Raw genomic sequence first — 19,944 nt, 5'->3', positions numbered from 1 at the left:
AATTATTTAACAATTATGAATTATACCAAAACATCGTTGAAAAGAAAATAAAACCTAGAGACACACGGGAAATGTCATTTGGCTAAATGTATGCCGCTATGTTAAAATGAGAGAGATTTGTAAAAAGGAGACGAAAATATGATTACTTTAAAATCAGCACGTGAAATTGAAATGATGGCAGAATCTGGCGCTTTATTGGCAGATGTACATAAAAATCTGCGTGATTTTATCAAACCAGGCATAACAAGTTGGGATATTGAGGTATTTGTCAGAAACTATATCGAGAGTCATGGAGGAATCGCTGCGCAAATTGGCTTCGAAGGGTATGAATATGCGACTTGTATCAGTATCAATGATGAAATTTGTCATGGATTTCCTCGTAAAAAACCTTTGAAAAGCGGCGATTTGGTAAAAGTCGACATGTGTATCGATTTGAAAGGCGGCATTTCCGATTCTTGTTGGGCTTATGTAGTAGGAGAATCTACACCTGAGATCGACCGATTGATGGAAGTAACGAAGAAAGCATTGTACATCGGTATTGAGCAAGCACAAGTAGGAAATCGGATCGGCGACATCGGTCATGCTATCCAGACATATGTAGAAGGTGAAAATCTAGCGATCGTCCGTGATTTTATTGGTCATGGCGTTGGTCCGACGATCCATGAAGAACCAGCCGTTCCTCATTACGGAGAAGCTGGAAAAGGTTTGCGATTGAAAGAAGGTATGGTCATCACGATCGAGCCTATGGTCAATACCGGAACTTGGAAAATGAAAATGGATCCTAATGGTTGGACTGCTTATACAAGAGACGGCGGACTATCTTGCCAATATGAACATACATTGGCTATTACTAAAGATGGCCCTAGAATCTTGACATCACAAGGAGAAGAAGGTACCTATTGATTCAGCCAATTAATAGGTACGGGAGAGGTACATGAAAGTTTGGAACAAAATAAAACAAAATGAAAATCTGATGCGCTTTATTGAGACGACTCAAAAGCGCATCACTGATTCAGAAATGAGTACGACCTCGGTTGTCGTTGCTTATTATTTACTCTTGTCTTTATTTCCATTGATTATTGCTTTTGGTAATATTTTGCCGTTTCTCCATATCGATCAAGAGACTGTGCTGACCTATTTACGAGAAGTGATTCCTGAGACCGTTTACCAGTTTATTGGTCCTGCAATCAAGGACCTTTTGACACAAAGTTCAGGCGGTTTGCTATCCGTTTCTGCTTTAGCGGCCTTGTGGTCTGCCAGTCAAAGTATTAACGCTTTACAAATTGCGATGAATAAAGCGTATGGCGTAGAAAATAGAAAAAATTTTTTGATCGTTCGCTTCTTCTCGCTGATCGTAATCGTCTTGTTCATGATTGCCATTAGTGGAGTAACTATCGTTCTTGGTTTAGGACAGCTGATTTTAGATGCTATCCAACCGATTGTACAAATACCTGTGAACTTTATTGATCAGTTCCAAACCTTGAAATGGCCAATCACATTGGTGGCTTTATTTGTCATCATGTTCTTGATTTATTTAATTGTCCCTAATGCTCAGTTGAAGTTGAAGACGATTATTCCAGGTACGATCTTCGCTACCGTCGGCTGGATGCTGTTATCACAAGTGTTTAGTATCTATGCCAGATATTTTGCAACGAGGATCAGCGGTTATCAGATCATAGGAAGTTTTATTGTCCTCATGCTTTGGCTTAATTTTGCTGCTACGATCATCATTTTGGGCGGAATCATCAATGCAGTTGTTCAAGAATACGTGACGGGACATCAAATCAAAAAACGTCGAGATCCAAGCCGAAAATGGTTCAATAAATTGAAAGCTAAATTTTCTCATAAAAAAAAGTAGAAACAAGAGTTCTTATTGTAAATTTATATCAGTAATTTATAATAATTATGACTCTTAATTAAAGTAGGTGCCCATATGCTTGTTTCTTTTAGTATGGTTATAAGATTTTTTCTGACAATTTTATTATCACTGATATTAACACCTGTATTTAAAATCATTTCAGTACAAACGGGTATGGTCGACAAACCAAATGAAAGAAGGATAAACAAAGTTCCAATGCCTTCCGCAGGCGGACTGCCCATTTTTATTTCATTTGTTATATCGACTTTATTCTTATTCCGTAAAATCATTCCACAATCGTATATTGTGCCGATCTTGCTCGCTTCTTTGGTGATCATCGTCACAGGAGTACTCGATGATAAATTTGAGTTGACGCCTAAACAAAAGAGTGTAGGGATCTTGCTTGCCTCTCTTATTATTTATTTTGTAGCAGATATACGTATTGATTCCTTTACGCTTCCTTTTATTGGCTATGTTCAATTAGGATGGCTTAGTTTCCCTGTAACGATTTTTTGGATCTTCGGTATCACGAACGCAGTCAATCTGATTGACGGTTTAGACGGGTTAGCGGCAGGGATTTCATTGATTGGTTTAATCACGATAGGCATCATTGGGTATTTTTTCCTTCATGCTTCCACAGTGTACATCCCGGTCGTTATTTTCTGTCTTGTAGCAAGTATTATCGGATTTTTCCCGTACAATTTTTATCCGGCAAAGATTTATTTAGGCGATACAGGAGCGTTATTCTTAGGGTTCATGATGGCCGTCCTTTCACTACAAGGGCTGAAGAACGTAACTTTTGTTTCGTCAATTTCTCTACTGATCGTCATGGGCGTTCCGGTAACAGATACGTTTTTTGCTATCATTAGAAGAAAAGCAAACCGTGTTTCTTTTTCTACAGCAGATAAAAAACATCTTCATCACCGACTAATCAGTTTAGGATTTACTCATAAAGGTGCCGTCCTGACGATTTATGCGATGGCTTTGATGTTTTCTTTCACAGCTATGGTCATGAATTATACTGGAAGAATCGGAACGATTGTATTGATTATTGCTATGCTATTTGCTGCAATTTTATTATTTGAATTGATTGGTCTGATTAACGAGAAACATCAGTTTATTTTAAAAACATTGCGATTTTTAGGGAATAAAGAGTATCGTACGCAAGTAAAACAGAAATATTTGAAGAAATGGAACCGTCATATAGATGAATAACAAATTAAACCAGCCAATTCTTATTAGTATTGTAACGGCGAACAGTGATAAGATTTTTCGGACACTAGATAATTTTATTTCCACTGTAAAAGATGAAACAGCGATAAAAATTCGGATTTTTGACAACAACTCCCTTCCGGAATATAAAAGCAGACTAAAAGAATATGTGACATATCCGTATATCGAAATCTATTTTCATGATGAAAATTCCGGATTCGGTTATGGACATAATCACAATCTGCTGAAGAGCGATTGCCACTATGGCATTATTTGTAATCCAGATATTTTAGTGGATGAAGAAACAGTTACAGCATTGGTGTTGTTACTGAAAGAACATCCCGAATGCGCGATGTTAGCACCTAAGATTCTTAATGAAGATGGGACCACTCAGCACCTCATCCGTGAGCGGCTGGCTGTTTTTGATTATGTTTTGCGCTTTGTGCCTTTCAAATGGGTCAAAAAAAGGTTTGATAAACGGCTAGCTGTCTTTGAATGCCGTGGCTTGCCCACTGATGTTGATAGTTATGTGCGAATGATCTCGGGCAGTTTTATGGTAGCTGATATTGATAAATTTAAAGAGATAAGGGGATTTGATGAGCGTTTCTTCATGTACTTTGAAGATAATGACTTGTGCTTGAGTTTTGAAAAAGCAGGTTACAAATTATTGTACACACCCTTTTATGCAGTCGTCCATTTTTATGGAAAGGGTGCACATCGAAATGCAAAACTTTTTCGTGTGTTTTTGACTTCTATGATGAAATTTTTCAATAAGTGGGGGTGGCGTTTTTTCTGATGAAACCAGAAATAGTAGTAGTAGTCGTGCTATATCAGCAACTATTCAGCCAATCTCCAACTTATGAACCATTAAGCAAAGCACTTAGCGAAAAGCATATTCAGCTTGTTATTTACGATAATAGTCCTCAAAGACAGCAAAATGAGCTGTTTGAAAAAGAAAACACCATTTACTATCATGATCCGCAAAACCCTGGATTAGCGGCGGCTTATAATTATGCGTTGTCTCAAGCAAATGAAAGAACACGTTGTATCGTTACATTGGATCAGGATACGAGGCTAGTCGACGACTATTTTGAAATCTTGCGTAAGGTAGCTTTTACAGATGAATGTGTTGCTGCAGTTCCGATGATTTTTTCTGGGGGACGGCAAGTTTCTCCCGTCTATTCAAATCATTATATCAATCGTACAGCACAAGCAGTAGAAGTAGACGGTACGACAGCTGAAAGAATCATGGCAATCAATTCAGGTGTGGCATGGTCTGTCAAATTTCTAAAAAAGATTGGCGGGTTTAATCCTGCTTTTTCTTTAGATTTTTTGGACCATTGGCTGTTTTGGAAAGTGAATCAGTTGGAAAAAATGGTGGAGATACTACCAGTACGATTGGAACATGATCTTTCGGTATTAGACTATGAAAAAGTTTCAAGCAATAGATACCGTTCTATTTTACAAGCAGAAAATCGATTTTATCATGAATATGATCAAAGACATTTATCCAGTCACCGACAACAATTATTGTTAAGAACAGTTAAACAGTTTTTGACCGTCAAAAACCGGCATATCTGGCGGATGACTTTGCGCTCATATGTTAAGAATTGGAAGGTGTGAATTCGTGCGTTCGGTTTGTATAGCTACCTTTAATGGGGGCAGATATTTAAGAGAGCAGTTGGATAGTATTTTATCTCAGCTTTCAGCAGAAGATGAAGTGATTATTTCTGATGATGGATCAGTAGATGATACATGGGATATATTGACTGAATACGCAGAAAAAGATAGACGGATAAAGCTTTTTTCAGGACCTCGTCAAGGGTTAATCGCTAATTTTGGCTATGCGATTCAGCAGACGAAAGGAGAGCTAATCTTTTTGGCAGATCAAGATGATGTTTGGTTAGAGACAAAAGTGAAAAAAATCACTGACTATTTTGAACAGCATCCGGATCAGTTAGTAGTCGTTTCAGATTTGATCATTGTGAACAGTAAGCTGCAAGAGATCCATGCTTCCTATTTTTCATTCCGAAATTCCAAAGAAGGATGGGTCAATAATGTGATACGAAGTCATTATATTGGTGCAGGTATGGCTTTTCGCTCTTCGTTGAAATCCGATATTTTGCCGATTCCCTCAGAAGTGCCTATGCATGACATGTGGATCGGTTTGTTGGGAGGAAGGAAGACTGGGTTTCTGAGAGAACCTTTGACACTGTATCGAAGACATGATTTAAATGCGAGTGAGATTGAAACGCATTCTAAATTACGCCAAAAAATTTCCTGGCGTGTTCATCTGATTACGGCGTTGATCAAACGAAAATGGTTTAAACATTGATAAAAGATGTTTAAATCCTTAATATTTCCATGACAAATATAACGATTGATGAGATAATAGCAAAGTGAAATTTGAAATCAAAAAGGAGAGCATATATCCATGAAGGGAATCATTCTTGCTGGGGGCAGCGGAACACGTCTGTACCCTTTAACAAAGGCAACATCGAAACAATTGATGCCGATTTATGACAAACCAATGATTTATTATCCAATGTCTACTCTGATGTTGGCGGGAATCAAAGAAATTCTGATTATTTCAACGCCACAAGATACACCACGTTTCAAGGAATTGTTTGGAAACGGAAATGATTTAGGACTGCAGATCGAATATGCAGTACAAGAAAGTCCAGATGGATTGGCACAAGCATTTATCATTGGAGAAGAATTTATTGGAGATGATAGTGTCTGCTTGGTATTAGGAGACAATATTTACTACGGTGGCGGTCTGTCTAAAATGTTGCAACGAGCAGCTTCAAAAGATGCAGGCGCGACAGTATTTGGCTATCATGTCAATGATCCAGAACGCTTTGGTGTAGTAGAATTTGATGAGAATATGCAAGCTTTGTCGATTGAAGAAAAGCCTGCTCAGCCAAAATCAAATTACGCAGTAACTGGCCTTTATTTTTATGACAATGAGGTGATTTCTATTGCTAAAGGAATCAAACCGTCAGAACGTGGAGAATTAGAAATCACAGATGTCAATAAAGCATATTTGGATAAAGGAAAATTATCTGTAGAACTTATGGGACGCGGATTTGCTTGGCTTGATACAGGAACACATGAATCATTGCTTGAAGCATCTACCTTTATCGAAACGATTGAAAAACGTCAGAATTTAAAAGTGGCTTGTTTGGAAGAAATTGCTTACCGTATGGGCTACATTGATAAAGAACAACTGCTAGCCCTTGCACAGCCTTTGAAAAAAAATCAATACGGTCAATATTTATTGAATTTGGCCGCTGAATAAGGAGTTCCTACAGATGAAAGTAACAGATACAAAATTAACAGATGTAAAAATCGTGGAAATGGATGTCTTTGGCGACCATCGCGGTTTTTTTACAGAAAGCTATTCAAAAGCAAAATTTGCAGAACATGGATTAGATTATGACTTTGTTCAAGACAATCATTCGTTATCTGCTGAAGCTGGTGTTCTTCGGGGGCTCCATTTCCAAAAAGGAGAAGCTGCACAGACAAAATTGATTCGTGTGGTTACTGGAGCAGTTTTAGACGTAGTAGTGGACATCCGCAAAGGCAGCCCGACTTATGGTCAATGGGACGGATTTATCTTATCTGAACATAATCATCGTCAGTTGCTTGTACCTAAAGGATATGCACATGGATTCGTTACTTTGACACCAAACGTGAACTTCCTTTACAAGTGTGATAATTACTATAATGCAGAAGCAGATGGAGGCATCGCATTTGATGATCCAGATTTAGCGATTGATTGGCCAATTGATCCATCAAGAGCGATTATGTCGGAAAAAGATCACCGTCATCCGACATTAAAAGAATTTGAAGCAGAAAATCCATTTGTTTACGGAGAAATCTAAGAATTAAGGAGAAATTTTCTTATGAAAAACATCATTGTTACCGGAGGTGCCGGATTCATCGGCTCTAATTTCGTTCATTACGTGGTAAACAATCATCCAGAAGTGCATGTCACTGTTTTGGATAAACTGACTTATGCAGGAAACAAAGAGAACTTGGCTGGACTTCCTAGCGATCGCGTAGAATTAGTCGTAGGAGATGTTGCAGATGCAGAATTAGTGGACCGTCTAGTAAAAGAAGCGGATGCAGTTGTTCATTACGCGGCAGAATCCCATAACGATAATTCATTAAAAGATCCTTTCCCATTTGTACAAACGAATATCATTGGTACGTATACACTTTTAGAAGCTTGCCGCAAGTATGATGTACGCTACCATCACGTATCTACTGACGAGGTTTACGGAGATCTTCCATTACGTGAAGACCTACCGGGACATGGAGAAGGCGAAGGAGAAAAATTCACTGCCGAAACACCATATAATCCTTCAAGCCCATATTCTTCTACAAAAGCTGGTTCAGATCTGTTAGTAAAAGCGTGGGTACGTTCTTTTGGCTTACGTGCAACTATTTCAAATTGTTCAAACAACTATGGTCCTTACCAGCATATTGAAAAATTTATACCTCGCCAAGTAACGAACATTTTAAGCGGTATTCGTCCAAAACTATACGGTGAAGGGAAAAATGTTCGTGACTGGATCCATACAAATGATCATTCTTCAGCAGTGTGGTTGATCTTGACAAAAGGCAGAATTGGCGAAACCTATCTGATCGGTGCGGACGGCGAAGAAGATAATAAGACCGTGATGGAATTGATCTTAGAAATGATGGGTCAACCAAAAGACGCATACGACCATGTAAACGACCGTGCAGGGCACGATTTGCGTTATGCAATCGATTCGACAAAATTGCGAGAAGAGCTAGGTTGGCAGCCTGAGTTTACGAACTTCCGTGATGGGTTGGCTGACACGATCAAATGGTACGAAGAACATGAAGACTGGTGGAAAAAAGAAAAAGAGGCCGTTGAAGCAGCATATGCCAAAAATGGACAATAATACAGAGGAAATTTCACTGTATTAATGGAAAAACACATGTGAGGCAGGCGCTCGCCTGTCTCTTTTTTAAAATAAAAATCAAGGAGCGGATAACCATATGTTTTTATTAACTGGAGGAAATGGACAATTAGGTACAGAATTGCGTCATTTATTAGATGAAAAAAATCTGCCATATGTTTCAACAGATGCAAAAGACTTGGATATCACAGATGCCGAGAAAACAATGGCTTATATTACAGAATTAAAACCGGATGTTATTTTCCATTGCGCAGCTTACACAGCAGTAGATAAAGCAGAAGATGAAGCAAAAGAATTAGATGAGAAAATCAATGTCGATGGCACAAGAAATGTAGCACTTGCAGCAAAAGCTGTGAATGCTCAATTCGTCTATATCAGTACAGACTATGTCTTCGATGGAAAAAACAAAAATGTAGAGTACGAAGTAGATGACCAAACGAATCCACTAAATGAATATGGTCGTACGAAATTATTAGGTGAAAAAGCAGTAGAAGAGATTTTAGAAGACTATTATATCATACGAACTTCTTGGGTTTTCGGGATTTATGGACACAATTTCGTCTTCACGATGCAACGCCTAGCGGAAATCCGCGACAAACTGACTGTAGTAAATGACCAGTTCGGGCGGCCAACTTGGACACGTACTTTGGCAGAATTTATGGTATATGTCATCGAAGAAAAAGCACCATTCGGTATTTATCATTTGTCGAACGAAAATAGCTGTTCTTGGTATGAATTTGCCAAAGAAATATTGAAAGATACAGATGTGGAAGTAGCGCCTGTTACATCGGAAGAATTTCCACAAAAAGCAACGCGTCCGCAGTATTCAGTCATGAGCCTGAAAAAGACAGAAGCGTTAGGATTTGTCATACCAACTTGGCAAGAAGCACTTGCGCAAATGCTGGAAGCTGCCAAAAAAATGAATAAGTAATTTCCTTTTTATCAAATAGAATTTGGAGCATGATATGGAAAAACAAACAAGAAGTGCACGACGAAAAGAAAAACCAAAAGCGAATCAGGCAGATTCGAATTTGGTGCTTGACCTGTTTCTAAAACTCCGATACCTTATTGGCGTTTTAGTCATCGTGGTCATTGTTACTTTTAATTTAAACGGAAGTTCACTTGGTGTTTGGGATAAATATGTGTCGCAAAGAGACGATGGGAAAAAAACTGATGTGATTTTTGGACAGAATCGGGAAGTACGGTCAGATGAATGGCTGGTGCAGACACCTTTTTACCTCTCACAAGCTGAAGAGGACTTTCCGTTGGTGAACGAAGATTATTCACTGAACGGACAAAACATGATCATTGCGTATAATTCTCCTGTAAAGGATATTACGGTTATCGGAAAACCATTCAACTGGGGATTCTTTTTCCTCGGAAGAGATCGAGGCCTTTCCTTTTATTGGGCGATGAAATTAGTCGTCATGGTCTTGCTTGGATTCGAAGTACTGATGATATTAACGAAGAGAAAAAAAGCTCTATCGCTGATCGGTGCATTTGCGCTGACATTTTCTCCCGCAGTCCAGTGGTGGTTCATGCAGCATGTGGGCGATTTGATTTTCTTTACTTTGGGATTGATGACTGCTTTTTATCATTATTTCTACAATCATGATAAAAAATGGCTACGAACGTTGATGATGCTTTTGGTAGTTATTTTCGGTATTGGGTTTATTTTAGTGATTTACCCAGCCCATCAAGTGATGCTAGCGTACTTGCTGATTTTTTATTTTGTTGGCCTGCTTATTTACTACAGCAAGAAAATTTCTTGGGATCTGTTGGATGTAGTGTTGATTGGAGGGGCAGTTTTATTTATTGGCGGAGTCATGGTTCATTTCTGGTTGACGTCAAAAGACGCATTGTTAGCTTCTTTGGATACCTTATATCCAGGAAAACGAGTCAGCACCGGTGGAAAGTGGACGATTGGCGAATTTTTTTCTTTCCTGACAAACTGGAAAATCCCTTTTGAAGACATCAACTATTCGAATAACTCTGAAGTGGCTTTGTTCTATCACTTCTTTCCGACTGTATTCCTAGCCAGTCCATTTGTGTTATTTGGCAAAAAAGATAGTGAACAAAAGTTATTGGGACGTATTTTGATGATTTTTTGTCTGTTTTCTATCTTTTGGATTACCGTTGGATTGCCAAAATGGCTAGCAGAAATTACTCTGCTGTCTTATGTTCCTCCTTTAAGAGCCATCCTTACTTTTAGTTTTGCGGCTTGCCTATTATCAATTTGGTTCATCGCTTATATTTGGAGAGAAGATGTTATTCCTATTTGGTATAAATTCATTTTACTGGCAGTAAACGCATGGTCTTATTTCTATGCAATTACTCATTCGAAGATGGATAATTATTTTTCAGATTTCGAAACCATCGCAGTTGCTGTGTTGGGAACAGTGATTCTAGCTTTTGCATTATTTGGCTGGAGACGCTCGTTTTATCTTGCTTTTACCGCCGTGATCATCGCATCTGGTTTCTTTGTCAATCCAGTCGTAGAAGGTACTGGAGCGATTTTTGAAAAAACACTGGCAAAAGAAATCCGAAAAATCGATCAACAAGATCCTGGCAAAGTCTGGTTGACTGAAGATGAACTGTATAATTTCACCCCAACTTTGGGTGTGAAATCTTTCAATACAGTCCGCTTTTATCCAGATATGGCTGCATGGAAGAAAATCGATCCAAAAGAAGAACATGAGAAGTATTATAATCGGTATGCTCACACAAGAGCTTTTATCGCTAAGGAAGATACAAAGTTCATTTTAGATCGTCCAGATATGTTCTCGGTCACGTTGAATTTTGAAGACGCAGAAAAACTAGGGATCAACTATGTAATCAGTAAGCGACCGTTAACTGATTACAATCAGTTATATGAAGCTCAATTCACACAACTATATGGACCGGACAAAGACGGTTATATGATTTTTAAAGTAGAATATCCGGATTATCCAGATGTACCACAAACACAAACTCAGGAAAATCAGCTAGTCTTACAGTAATGGGCTAGCTGAGAATAACCCTGAAGTATTATTAGAAAGGAGAGTGGAGATAATTCAAGCAATCGTACAAAAATTTGTCAACAAAATGAGTGCTGGTTTCTTGCTTTTGTTGCTGACGCTGGTCTTTTCTGTTTGGACAGCAGGATTAAGCTTCCCAACCACTTTGTTTATATATAACAACAGTTCGCTACTTATCACTTTTAGTGTGGCTATTTTGCTCATTTTAAATGTTTATAAAGCAAAAGGCGTCGATTTTCTTTATCTAGGTGTTGCGCTTGCACTTTTCATTTTCTTTTCTTACTTTCGGGAATTAAGAAATGAGTCTTTATTTGGAGATTTACTGTTTCCTTTGATTATTTTATTTTGTTTAGTAATTAAATGGATTGAGTGGACAAAATGGGATCGCGGTATTTATCTGCTTGTCTTTACGGTCTTCCTCGGAATCACATTATATCGTGTATTTACAGAGATCCAAGTACCAGAAGGACAAAGCATCTGGACTCCAGGCAATTCGCTTTCTGATATTTGGATCAATACGAATACAATCGGAAGTTCTTTGATGACTCTTGCTTTATTGATCAGCGGATTTGCCAGTTCTTTTGAACGGTGGTATGTTCGTATCATCGGTGCGATAGCAGTCGTTGCAGCCTTTTTAGGCATTTGGGTCTGTCAATCAAGAGGCGCATTAGTTGCATTGATTGTTTTTGCGATATTGGATCTTTTCCCTAAATCATTGATGCGTGTCATTCGTGCGCCGTTTATTGCCTATACGGCTACGATTCTTTTAGCTTTACCGATTTCTTATCTAGCCGCTGTTTCCGAAAAAGTCAATTTGTTTACCGGTCGAGAAGATATTTGGCATAAATTCTATCAGACGCTAGGAGAAAAATCTGAGCAAGTTTTACTTGGGATGAAAACATTCATCTTCCAACGAGGAAACCAATTTTTAGGAAACCACAATAGTTATAATTCTATTTTGAATATCTATGGGTTAATAGGGTTTGGAATTGCTGCTTTGCTGCTTATCCTTTTTATTGGTCGCTTAACGTTGAAAGCAGATTTATCCAACGGGCAGATGACTTTTATCTGGGCCTTTTTTGCGGTGATGATGCAGTCATTTATGGAGGATACATTGACTTCATACCCGTGGGTTCCGATTATTTATATCCTGTTGGCTATGGCCGTTCATCGCTATGACGAAACGAAAGTTATGGAAGAATACTATGACATAGAAGAGCCATATGACGACATGAATGCTGGAGATCCAAGTTATGAGGAACAACCAGATAGCGCTCATTCTTCCAGGATCCAACGCTATCATTGATAGGCGCAAAATACGAGAGAGGCTGTGACAACCGTCGCAGCCTTTTTTGGTTTATTGCAATTGTCTAGCATCTTCTGTAAAATAGAAACGTTAGAGAAAATCTTGTATCATAGAAAATTAAGAAATAAATAAGAACGCAGCTCGGTACCAAAAATATGGTAAAATGGCACTTGACTGTAATTCACTGAAATCGCTTGGAGGAACACAAATGTTTAAAGATTTGTATTTATTTATGAAGGACATTTATCAGAACAGAAAATTACTGCTACAGTTTTCGATCAATGACTTCAAATCAAGATATGCAGGATCGTTTTTAGGAATCTTATGGGCGTTTATCAATCCGTTATTTACTGTATTGATTTATTGGCTGGTATTTGGCGTTGGATTGAAAGCACAAATGATCGATGCAAAATACCCATTTATCGTATATTTAGTTACAGGGATGATTCCTTGGTTCTTCTTCTCTGATGCCTTTGCATCAACTACGGTTGTTTTTCGGGAATATACTTATTTAGTAAAGAAAGTCGTATTCAATATTCGTATCTTGCCCACGACGAAAATCCTATCTAATCTGTACACCCATTTATTCTTCATTCTGATTGGCATAGCTGTTGCGCTTATAAATGGTATATATCCTTCAGCCATGTCTTTACAGCTGATTTACTATCTATTTTGCATGTGTGCTTTCTTGACAGGATTGACTTGGCTGACAGCATCCATCCAACCATTTTTACCAGACATCATGCAATTGATTACGATCGTCCTGCAGTTGATTATGTGGACATTGCCGATATTATGGAGCCCGAACCAGTTTGACTCAGGTCTTGTAAGCATATTGAAATTAAATCCGCTGTACTATGTTGTTCAAGGCTATCGTGAGTCGTTTTTAAGTGAAGCTTGGTTCTGGGAGCATGGAACATATACTTTGTATTTCTGGGTGTTCACGTTAGTAATGTTCGTAATCGGCTCTGCAGTGTTCCGTAGATTGAAACCACATTTTTCAGATGTGCTGTAAGGAGAATAGCTATGACAGAATATGCAATTAGACTAAAAGATATCACAAAATCTTATAATATGTACGCAAAACCGTCGGATCGATTTCGTGAAGCTCTTAATCCTTTTAAGAAATCCTATCATGATGTGTTTTATGCGTTGAAAAACGTGAATGTAGAAATAAAAAAAGGTGAGATGATCGGTTTCGTTGGAGAAAACGGATCCGGAAAATCTACGATGTTGAAAATCATTACAGGGGTACTGACACCAACATCCGGTACGATGGAAATCGAAGGGAAAATCTCTGCTTTGCTAGAACTAGGTTCAGGATTCAATCCTGAGTATTCTGGCTATGAAAATATCTATTTAAATGGAATGGTACTAGGCTTTTCAAGAGAAGAAGTCGATGAAATGGTCGATGATATCATTGAATTTGCTGACATCGGAGACCATATTTATCAACCTGTAAAAACTTATTCAAGCGGGATGTTCGTTCGTCTAGCTTTTGCTGTAGCAATCAATGTGAATCCCGATATTTTGATTGTGGATGAAGCATTGGCAGTAGGCGATCTTGAATTTCAACTAAAATGTATGGAAAAATTTACAGAAATCAAGAACTCGGGAAAGACGATTTTATTCGTTTCTCATGATATCAGTTCGATTCGTCGTTTTTGTGATCGTTCCTATTGGTTGAAAAACGGAGAAGTCGTCGAATATGGCGATACGATGGAAGTAACGACGAATTATGAAAACTTTTTAAAGAAAAAATCAGTTAAAACAGTGGATCGGAATAAAAACCAAGTAGAACGGTTCGCCGCTCCAGATATCGTCGACGTGACGAAAGCGGAATTGTTGGATAAAGACAAAAATCCGGTGGATATGCTGGAACAAGGAGAAAAACTATACGTTAAAGTAACTTATGAAGTAAAAGATGATACAATCAAAAATCCGGTTTTAGGAATTGCGCTACGAACAGTCGACAATTTTTATGTATGCGGACTTAATACTCTACTAGATGGTATCAAGATTCCTTGGAAAAAAGGAGAGAATATCTTTTATCTGGAGTATGAAAAGTTAGGTTTGTTAGCTGGTGAATATTATTTTGACGTTGCGGTCTTTGAAGAAAATGCAACGGTTCCTTTGGTATATAAGACAAAGTACATGAACTTGTTTGTCAGCGGTTCTTATATCGGAGAAGGCATCGTGGTCTTAGACCATAAATGGGAAGAAGGAACTCATAGCAATGAAATATGATTTTGAAATGGACCTTGATGAACAAAGCAGTGTGGGAAAAATTGCCGCACAGATCAAACCAGGAAGTAAAGTTTTAGAGTTTGGTCCCGGAAACGGCCGATTAACGAAACATTTAATCGGAGCAAAACAATGTGAAGTGAGCATTGTTGAGTTAGATAAGGAATTGTTCGATTTTGTCAGCGAATTTGCTCAAGATGGATTTTATGGTGATATCGAAAGTTTTGAGTGGGCAAACTATTATGCTGGACAGACATTTGATTACGTCTTGTTTGCGGATGTTTTAGAACATTTGGTAGATCCTGGAAAAACATTGAAGAAAGTCAGAGAATTTTTGAATGAAGAAGGAGAGATCCTGATTACATTCCCTAACTTGGCGCATAATTCTGTCATGATCGATTTGTTCAATAACCAATTGCCGTGGGCTTCTTATGGTCTCCTAGATGAAACCCATAATTCTTTTTATACTCATGATGGCTTCCAAAAAGTTTTTGAAAAAGCGGGATTATTCATTAATATTGAAGATTATTTGTACTTAGCTGTAGGTGATACAGAATTAAAATCAACTTATGAAGAATTGCCGGAAGCTGTACGCTATGATTTCAAAATGCGACCATTTGGTGAAGTCTACCAATACTTTTTCTCATTGATGAAACATCCAGTAGCACAAAGTTCCATTGCAGAGCCACAAAATTCTAATTATGTAAAAGTGTTAGAAGTAACCCAGCAAACGAAACAAGATGAAACAATCCAACAAATACCATTCAATAATTTCACAGGGGAAAATGAGACACTAAGTTTCCCCGTATCAGAAACAACAGAAAGAATGGTGTTTCGCTTCGCGCAACAACCTAGCTTTATCGAATTCAGCGCAGAAGCTGCCGGAGAAAAACTAACATTTATCGATTCGAATGCTGTAGTCAAAACAGTAAATGATTGTTATTTGTTTGATGGGAAAGAATTACCAGAGTTCGTTCTAACGGATATTTCTGGGAAAGAAGTGACTATCCATTGTCACTATCGCTTTATCGGGGAATTGACACCAACAATGAAAGAATTGTTGGAAACGATTCGTCCCATGGCTGAAGTCACAAAGCAGCTTTCTGAGAAAAATGACGAATTAGAAAGAGAAAATCATCATCTTCTTGAGGAAAATACAAGACTAGACCATACGTTAAAAACAACCACAAATCGCTATTGCACATTTTTGGAAAGTGATGAATGGACAATAAAACATAGACTAGGACGACGTAAGAAAGAAACTTCGAAAAAAATCCAAGAAAAAGAACTTTCTATATGTATTGACGAGAAAATCTGGGATGCAGAAACAAAAATATTAAAAATCATCGGATGGGGAATCGCTAATTCGGATCGCCAGCCCTTGTCCTATAAGTTATCAGCTGACCAATCGCCATTTTTCGAAGCAATTCCTGTTTCACGAGAAGAAGTCAATCAAGCAGAACAGCTCGCAAAAGGAACAGAAGCGGGATTTGAGTTACGAATCCTTTGCGAGCAAGAACGTTCATTCTTAGTGGAAGCAGTAGCTCAAAATGGCCAATCATGGATCATTGAAATGTAAATAATGATTAACTTATAAAGATAAGGAGTAAACGAATCGTGCAAAAAAAAGAAATTGCCGTATTTATCGATCAAATCACTCGTGAACGGGCCACTGGCGATTTGCTTATTGTGGGCTGGGCAATTGATGAAGTGACCAAAGAAATCCCTACGATAAAGGTAGAAAAAGAAAATGTGATTGCTGAAGCAACACATGTCGTAAGATTGGATATCAATCATTTATATAATCTTGATGTTAAGACCCAAAGCGGTTTTAAGGTACGTTTATCAGGGAAAATGAGAGGAAAAGCCATCTTAGACTTCCAAACAGCGAGACATCAAAATGGCATAGCTGTGAAATTAAACGGTAAATACCCTTATGATGACGGCATTGAATCTTCATGGGAAAGAAAAAAAAGATTACTGAAAAAAGGGATAAATTATGCAAGGACTCATGGCGTAAAAAAAGCGATCCGTCGGGTCAAATTGGAATTGAAGCCAGGATCGATCGACTATGTAGAGTGGATCAGTCGTCATGAGAAACCAGATTTGAAAGAGCAAAGGAAAGAAGCACAAGGATTTGCGTACCGTCCATTGATTTCCATACTTATGCCTGTCTATAACGTTGAAATCAAATGGCTCGAAAAATGCATTGATTCGGTACTGGATCAAACGTATGATCATTGGGAACTATGTATCAGTGATGATGCTTCTACTGATCCAGCTATCCGAAAGTGTCTGGAATCCTATCAAGCAAAAGATGATAGAATCAAAGTCGTTTTCCGAAAAGAAAATGGACACATCAGTCTGGCAACTAATTCTGCATTGGAAATAGCAGAAGGAGAATTTATAGCACTCTTAGATAATGATGATGAATTACCGCCATTTGCATTATATGAAGTGGCAAAAGTGCTAAACGTACATCCAGAACTGGATGTGATCTACAGTGACGAAGATAAAATCGATGCAGATGGCAATCGCTTTGATCCGCATTTCAAAGCAGACTGGTCGCCTGATACATTGATGGGAAATAATTATATCTCTCACTTAGGCGTATATCGAACAAGCATTGTTAAAGAACTTGGCGGTTTCCGTAAAGGCTATGAAGGTTCTCAAGATTATGATTTGGTCCTTCGTGTGACAGAACAAATCCCTGCAGATCATATTTACCACATTGACCGAGTCTTGTATCATTGGCGGACGATCCCAGGATCAACTGCAAGTAATGGTGAAGCCAAAAGTTATATCTATGATTCCGGAGTGAAAGCATTGACAGATGCCCTGTCTAGAAGGAATATCAAAGGAAGCATACGTCCTGGCAGAATTTCTGGATTTTATGAGATTACTTATGACGTCTTGCAAGAGGATTTGGTCAGTGTGATCATTCCAACGAAGAATGGCTATGAAGATCTAAAAACTTGTGTAGATTCGATCATCGAAAAAACGTCTTATTCAAATTATGAAATCATTATTGCGGATAATGGAAGTACAGATCCAAAAATGCAAGAATTATTTGCAGAATACAAGCATCAGCTGAAAGACCGCTTTATCGTAGAATTGATTGACATTCCATTCAATTATTCTCGAATCAACAATTTAGCAGCAGAAAAAGCAAACGGCAAATACTTTTTATTCTTGAATAACGATACAGAAGTGATTGAGCCAGATTGGATGACGGCGATGGTTTCTTATGCACAGTTTGATCGAATCGGCTGTGTAGGAGCAAAATTGTTTTATCCAGATGATACGACGCAACATGCAGGAGTATTATTAGGAATCGGTGGTGTTGCAGGGCATGCATTGAATAACTATGATCGAACACATTGTGGTTATTTCGGCCGATTGGTCATTGACGTCAATTACTTAGCAGTCACTGCAGCTTGTATGATGGTCAAGGCAGCTGACTTCAATGCTGTTAACGGGTTTGATGAAACATTAGAAGTAGCATTCAACGATGTTGACTTGTGCTTGAAAGTTTATGAACTGGGTCGTTACAATGTCTATGCACATCAAGCGGAATTGTACCATTTCGAATCTAAATCAAGAGGTTATGAAGATACACCAGAAAAACAAAGACGTTTTGCTGGGGAAATCAAAAAAATGCAAGATAAGTGGCCTTCTTATATTGCTCATGACCCATTTTATAACGATAATCTAACTAAAGAAGGAATCGGCGATTTTTCGTTGAGACCTGACTAAAAATAAAAAACTGTTTCGTCATCTAAATAGATGGTGAAATAGTTTTTTACTTATGCAATATTGTATAGGTATCTACAACAATTCTTATTAAAAGACAAGAATTTTTCTTTTAATTTATTTTACAATTTGGTTATTCACTAGGTTTTTAAACTTTGCTATGGTAAGATGATAGAGGCATTATTTTATGGTTAGGAGTGTATATATGAATAAAAATGGGGAGTGGAATGCAGCACGCAGGATATTCATTATCATCATGGATGTACTTGTATTGAATGTGTCGATCTATCTTAGCTTTTTGCTGAAGTTCCAAGGAGAAGTCCCAGCAAGAAACTTAGAGACCTTTCAGCATTCAGCAGTTTTTATTTCCATTATCTTTATTGCGTTGAATATTTTGTTAGGAGCTTATGTATTCTATAACCGAATGATCAGTGATATCGTCTTCATTACTGTTATTGGACAGGTGCTGATAGCATTGGGGATCATGGTGGTTACTTTTGCTGGACGTTGGTTTGCATTTCCGCGTGGCGTCATCGTGCTCTCGTTTATACTTGGCACGATATTACTTAGCGTTTATCGGATAGTCGTTTATAAACTATACTTAAGAGTCAGTCGTGATAAGAAAGTATTTATCGTAGGTTTGGAGAAAGATGTCGCACCAGCGATCCAAAACTTTCAATCTAAGAAAAACAACAAACATAAGGTTGAAGCAGTAGTCATCGACAATTATTACGAAAACACAAAAAAATTGATTGATGACATCGATATTGTCTACTTGGCTTCAAAAATCCCAGAAGATGAAAAAATCAATATTTATCAATTAGTGACAAAAAAAGAGAAGAAGCTGTTTTTAAATACAACTTTTGAAAATTTAACGATGATCAATCCGAACATCATGAATTTTGAAGATGAAAGTATCATTGAAGCTTCCGGTTTCAAAATTCAGCCGGAATATGAATTATTCAAACGTCTCTTTGATATCATCGTTTCGCTTATTTTACTGATCCTCGCTTCACCTTTTATGCTAATCACAGCGATTTTGGTAAAAACAACTTCACCTGGACCAATTATTTATAAACAAGTACGTATTACGAAAAATCAAAAGGAATTTTCAATCTATAAATTTCGTTCCATGAGTGCAACAGCTGAAGCAAAATCAGGCCCAGTCTTGGCAAAGAGCAATGATGCACGTGTGACACCAGTAGGCAAATTTATCCGTGCCGTACGTTTTGACGAATTACCTCAAATCTTTAATGTATTGAAAGGCGATATGTCGATCGTCGGACCACGTCCAGAAAGACCATTTTTCGTTGATCAGTTCAATGAAGAAAATCCTTATTATTATTTAAGACACAATGTACGTGCAGGGATTACCGGATATGCACAAGTATACGGAAAATATGTATCAGATTATAATAGTAAACTACGTTTTGATTTGTTGTATATCAAAAAGTATTCCTTACTATTAGATTTAAAGATTTTACTTCAAACAATCAAAATCTTATTTGACAAGATGTCCTCACAAGGACTAGATGAAGATGAAAATATCAGTTCATTAGCAGAAATCGACTTTTCACAAGAGAAAATTTATCGCTAAGC

The 19,944-nt window shown here is 37.8% G+C and carries 17 protein-coding genes; all 17 read left to right on the top strand.

Translation table 11 applies throughout. The annotated features are described in order from the left end of the window. The first annotated feature begins 138 nt into the window (after window positions 1–138). The 17 genes from map to AC1F25_RS06570 all read left to right on the top strand — a co-directional run bounded on the left by map (window position 139) and on the right by AC1F25_RS06570 (window position 19,942). Entirely contained in the window at window positions 139–903 is a 765-nt protein-coding gene (gene map / locus AC1F25_RS06650) for a type I methionyl aminopeptidase (protein ID WP_002292891.1), read from the top strand. Window positions 904–934: 31 nt separating this feature from the next. After that, on the top strand, window positions 935–1,858 hold the full coding sequence (locus tag AC1F25_RS06645) for a YihY/virulence factor BrkB family protein (RefSeq protein ID WP_002292890.1): 924 nt from the start codon (window positions 935–937) through the stop codon (window positions 1,856–1,858). Between the two features lie 75 nt (window positions 1,859–1,933). Beyond that, window positions 1,934–3,073 (top strand): MraY family glycosyltransferase, encoded by a 1,140-nt coding sequence (locus AC1F25_RS06640; protein ID WP_002292888.1) that lies wholly within the window; start codon window positions 1,934–1,936, stop codon window positions 3,071–3,073. Next, window positions 3,066–3,866 carry a glycosyltransferase gene (locus AC1F25_RS06635; RefSeq protein ID WP_002292887.1) on the top strand — a complete coding sequence of 267 codons (801 nt, stop codon included), beginning with the start codon at window positions 3,066–3,068 and terminating at the stop codon, window positions 3,864–3,866. The genes AC1F25_RS06640 and AC1F25_RS06635 overlap by 8 nt, the downstream gene beginning before the upstream one ends. Beyond that, on the top strand, window positions 3,866–4,693 hold the full coding sequence (locus tag AC1F25_RS06630) for a glycosyltransferase (protein WP_002310294.1): 828 nt from the start codon (window positions 3,866–3,868) through the stop codon (window positions 4,691–4,693). The genes AC1F25_RS06635 and AC1F25_RS06630 overlap by 1 nt, the downstream gene beginning before the upstream one ends. Before the next feature lie 4 nt (window positions 4,694–4,697). Beyond that, window positions 4,698–5,405 carry a glycosyltransferase family 2 protein gene (locus AC1F25_RS06625; RefSeq protein WP_479993988.1) on the top strand — a complete coding sequence of 236 codons (708 nt, stop codon included), beginning with the start codon at window positions 4,698–4,700 and terminating at the stop codon, window positions 5,403–5,405. Between the two features lie 99 nt (window positions 5,406–5,504). Beyond that, entirely contained in the window at window positions 5,505–6,371 is an 867-nt protein-coding gene (gene rfbA, locus AC1F25_RS06620; protein WP_002292884.1) for a glucose-1-phosphate thymidylyltransferase RfbA, read from the top strand. A 13-nt stretch (window positions 6,372–6,384) separates the two neighbouring features. After that, window positions 6,385–6,957, top strand: a complete 573-nt coding sequence (gene rfbC, locus AC1F25_RS06615; RefSeq protein WP_002292883.1) for a dTDP-4-dehydrorhamnose 3,5-epimerase — start codon at window positions 6,385–6,387, stop codon at window positions 6,955–6,957. Between the two features lie 21 nt (window positions 6,958–6,978). Next, entirely contained in the window at window positions 6,979–8,007 is a 1,029-nt protein-coding gene (gene rfbB, locus AC1F25_RS06610) for a dTDP-glucose 4,6-dehydratase (protein WP_002292882.1), read from the top strand. A 97-nt stretch (window positions 8,008–8,104) separates the two neighbouring features. Continuing rightward, window positions 8,105–8,956: a dTDP-4-dehydrorhamnose reductase gene (gene rfbD, locus AC1F25_RS06605; RefSeq protein ID WP_151668649.1), complete on the top strand. Its 852-nt coding sequence runs from the start codon at window positions 8,105–8,107 to the stop codon at window positions 8,954–8,956. 34 nt (window positions 8,957–8,990) lie between these two features. After that, window positions 8,991–11,024, top strand: coding sequence for a DUF7657 domain-containing protein (locus tag AC1F25_RS06600; RefSeq protein ID WP_002320026.1), 2,034 nt, complete (start codon window positions 8,991–8,993; stop codon window positions 11,022–11,024). A 43-nt stretch (window positions 11,025–11,067) separates the two neighbouring features. Then, on the top strand, window positions 11,068–12,348 hold the full coding sequence (locus tag AC1F25_RS06595; RefSeq protein ID WP_002292878.1) for an EpaQ family protein: 1,281 nt from the start codon (window positions 11,068–11,070) through the stop codon (window positions 12,346–12,348). A gap of 208 nt (window positions 12,349–12,556) precedes the next feature. After that, on the top strand, window positions 12,557–13,363 hold the full coding sequence (locus tag AC1F25_RS06590) for an ABC transporter permease (RefSeq protein WP_002289081.1): 807 nt from the start codon (window positions 12,557–12,559) through the stop codon (window positions 13,361–13,363). 11 nt (window positions 13,364–13,374) lie between these two features. Then, window positions 13,375–14,595 (top strand): ABC transporter ATP-binding protein, encoded by a 1,221-nt coding sequence (locus AC1F25_RS06585; RefSeq protein WP_002289079.1) that lies wholly within the window; start codon window positions 13,375–13,377, stop codon window positions 14,593–14,595. Next, on the top strand, window positions 14,585–16,171 hold the full coding sequence (locus AC1F25_RS06580) for a class I SAM-dependent methyltransferase (protein WP_479993987.1): 1,587 nt from the start codon (window positions 14,585–14,587) through the stop codon (window positions 16,169–16,171). The genes AC1F25_RS06585 and AC1F25_RS06580 overlap by 11 nt, the downstream gene beginning before the upstream one ends. 38 nt (window positions 16,172–16,209) lie before the next feature. Continuing rightward, entirely contained in the window at window positions 16,210–18,348 is a 2,139-nt protein-coding gene (locus AC1F25_RS06575) for a glycosyltransferase family 2 protein (protein ID WP_151668651.1), read from the top strand. Between the two features lie 202 nt (window positions 18,349–18,550). Further along, complete coding sequence (locus tag AC1F25_RS06570) at window positions 18,551–19,942, top strand: sugar transferase (protein WP_123830655.1); 1,392 nt, start codon at window positions 18,551–18,553, stop codon at window positions 19,940–19,942. The last annotated feature ends 2 nt before the right edge of the window (window positions 19,943–19,944 follow it).

The organism is Enterococcus sp. M-BR2 (genome assembly GCF_056612775.1).
This window is presented reverse-complemented; position numbering and strand designations above follow the sequence as displayed.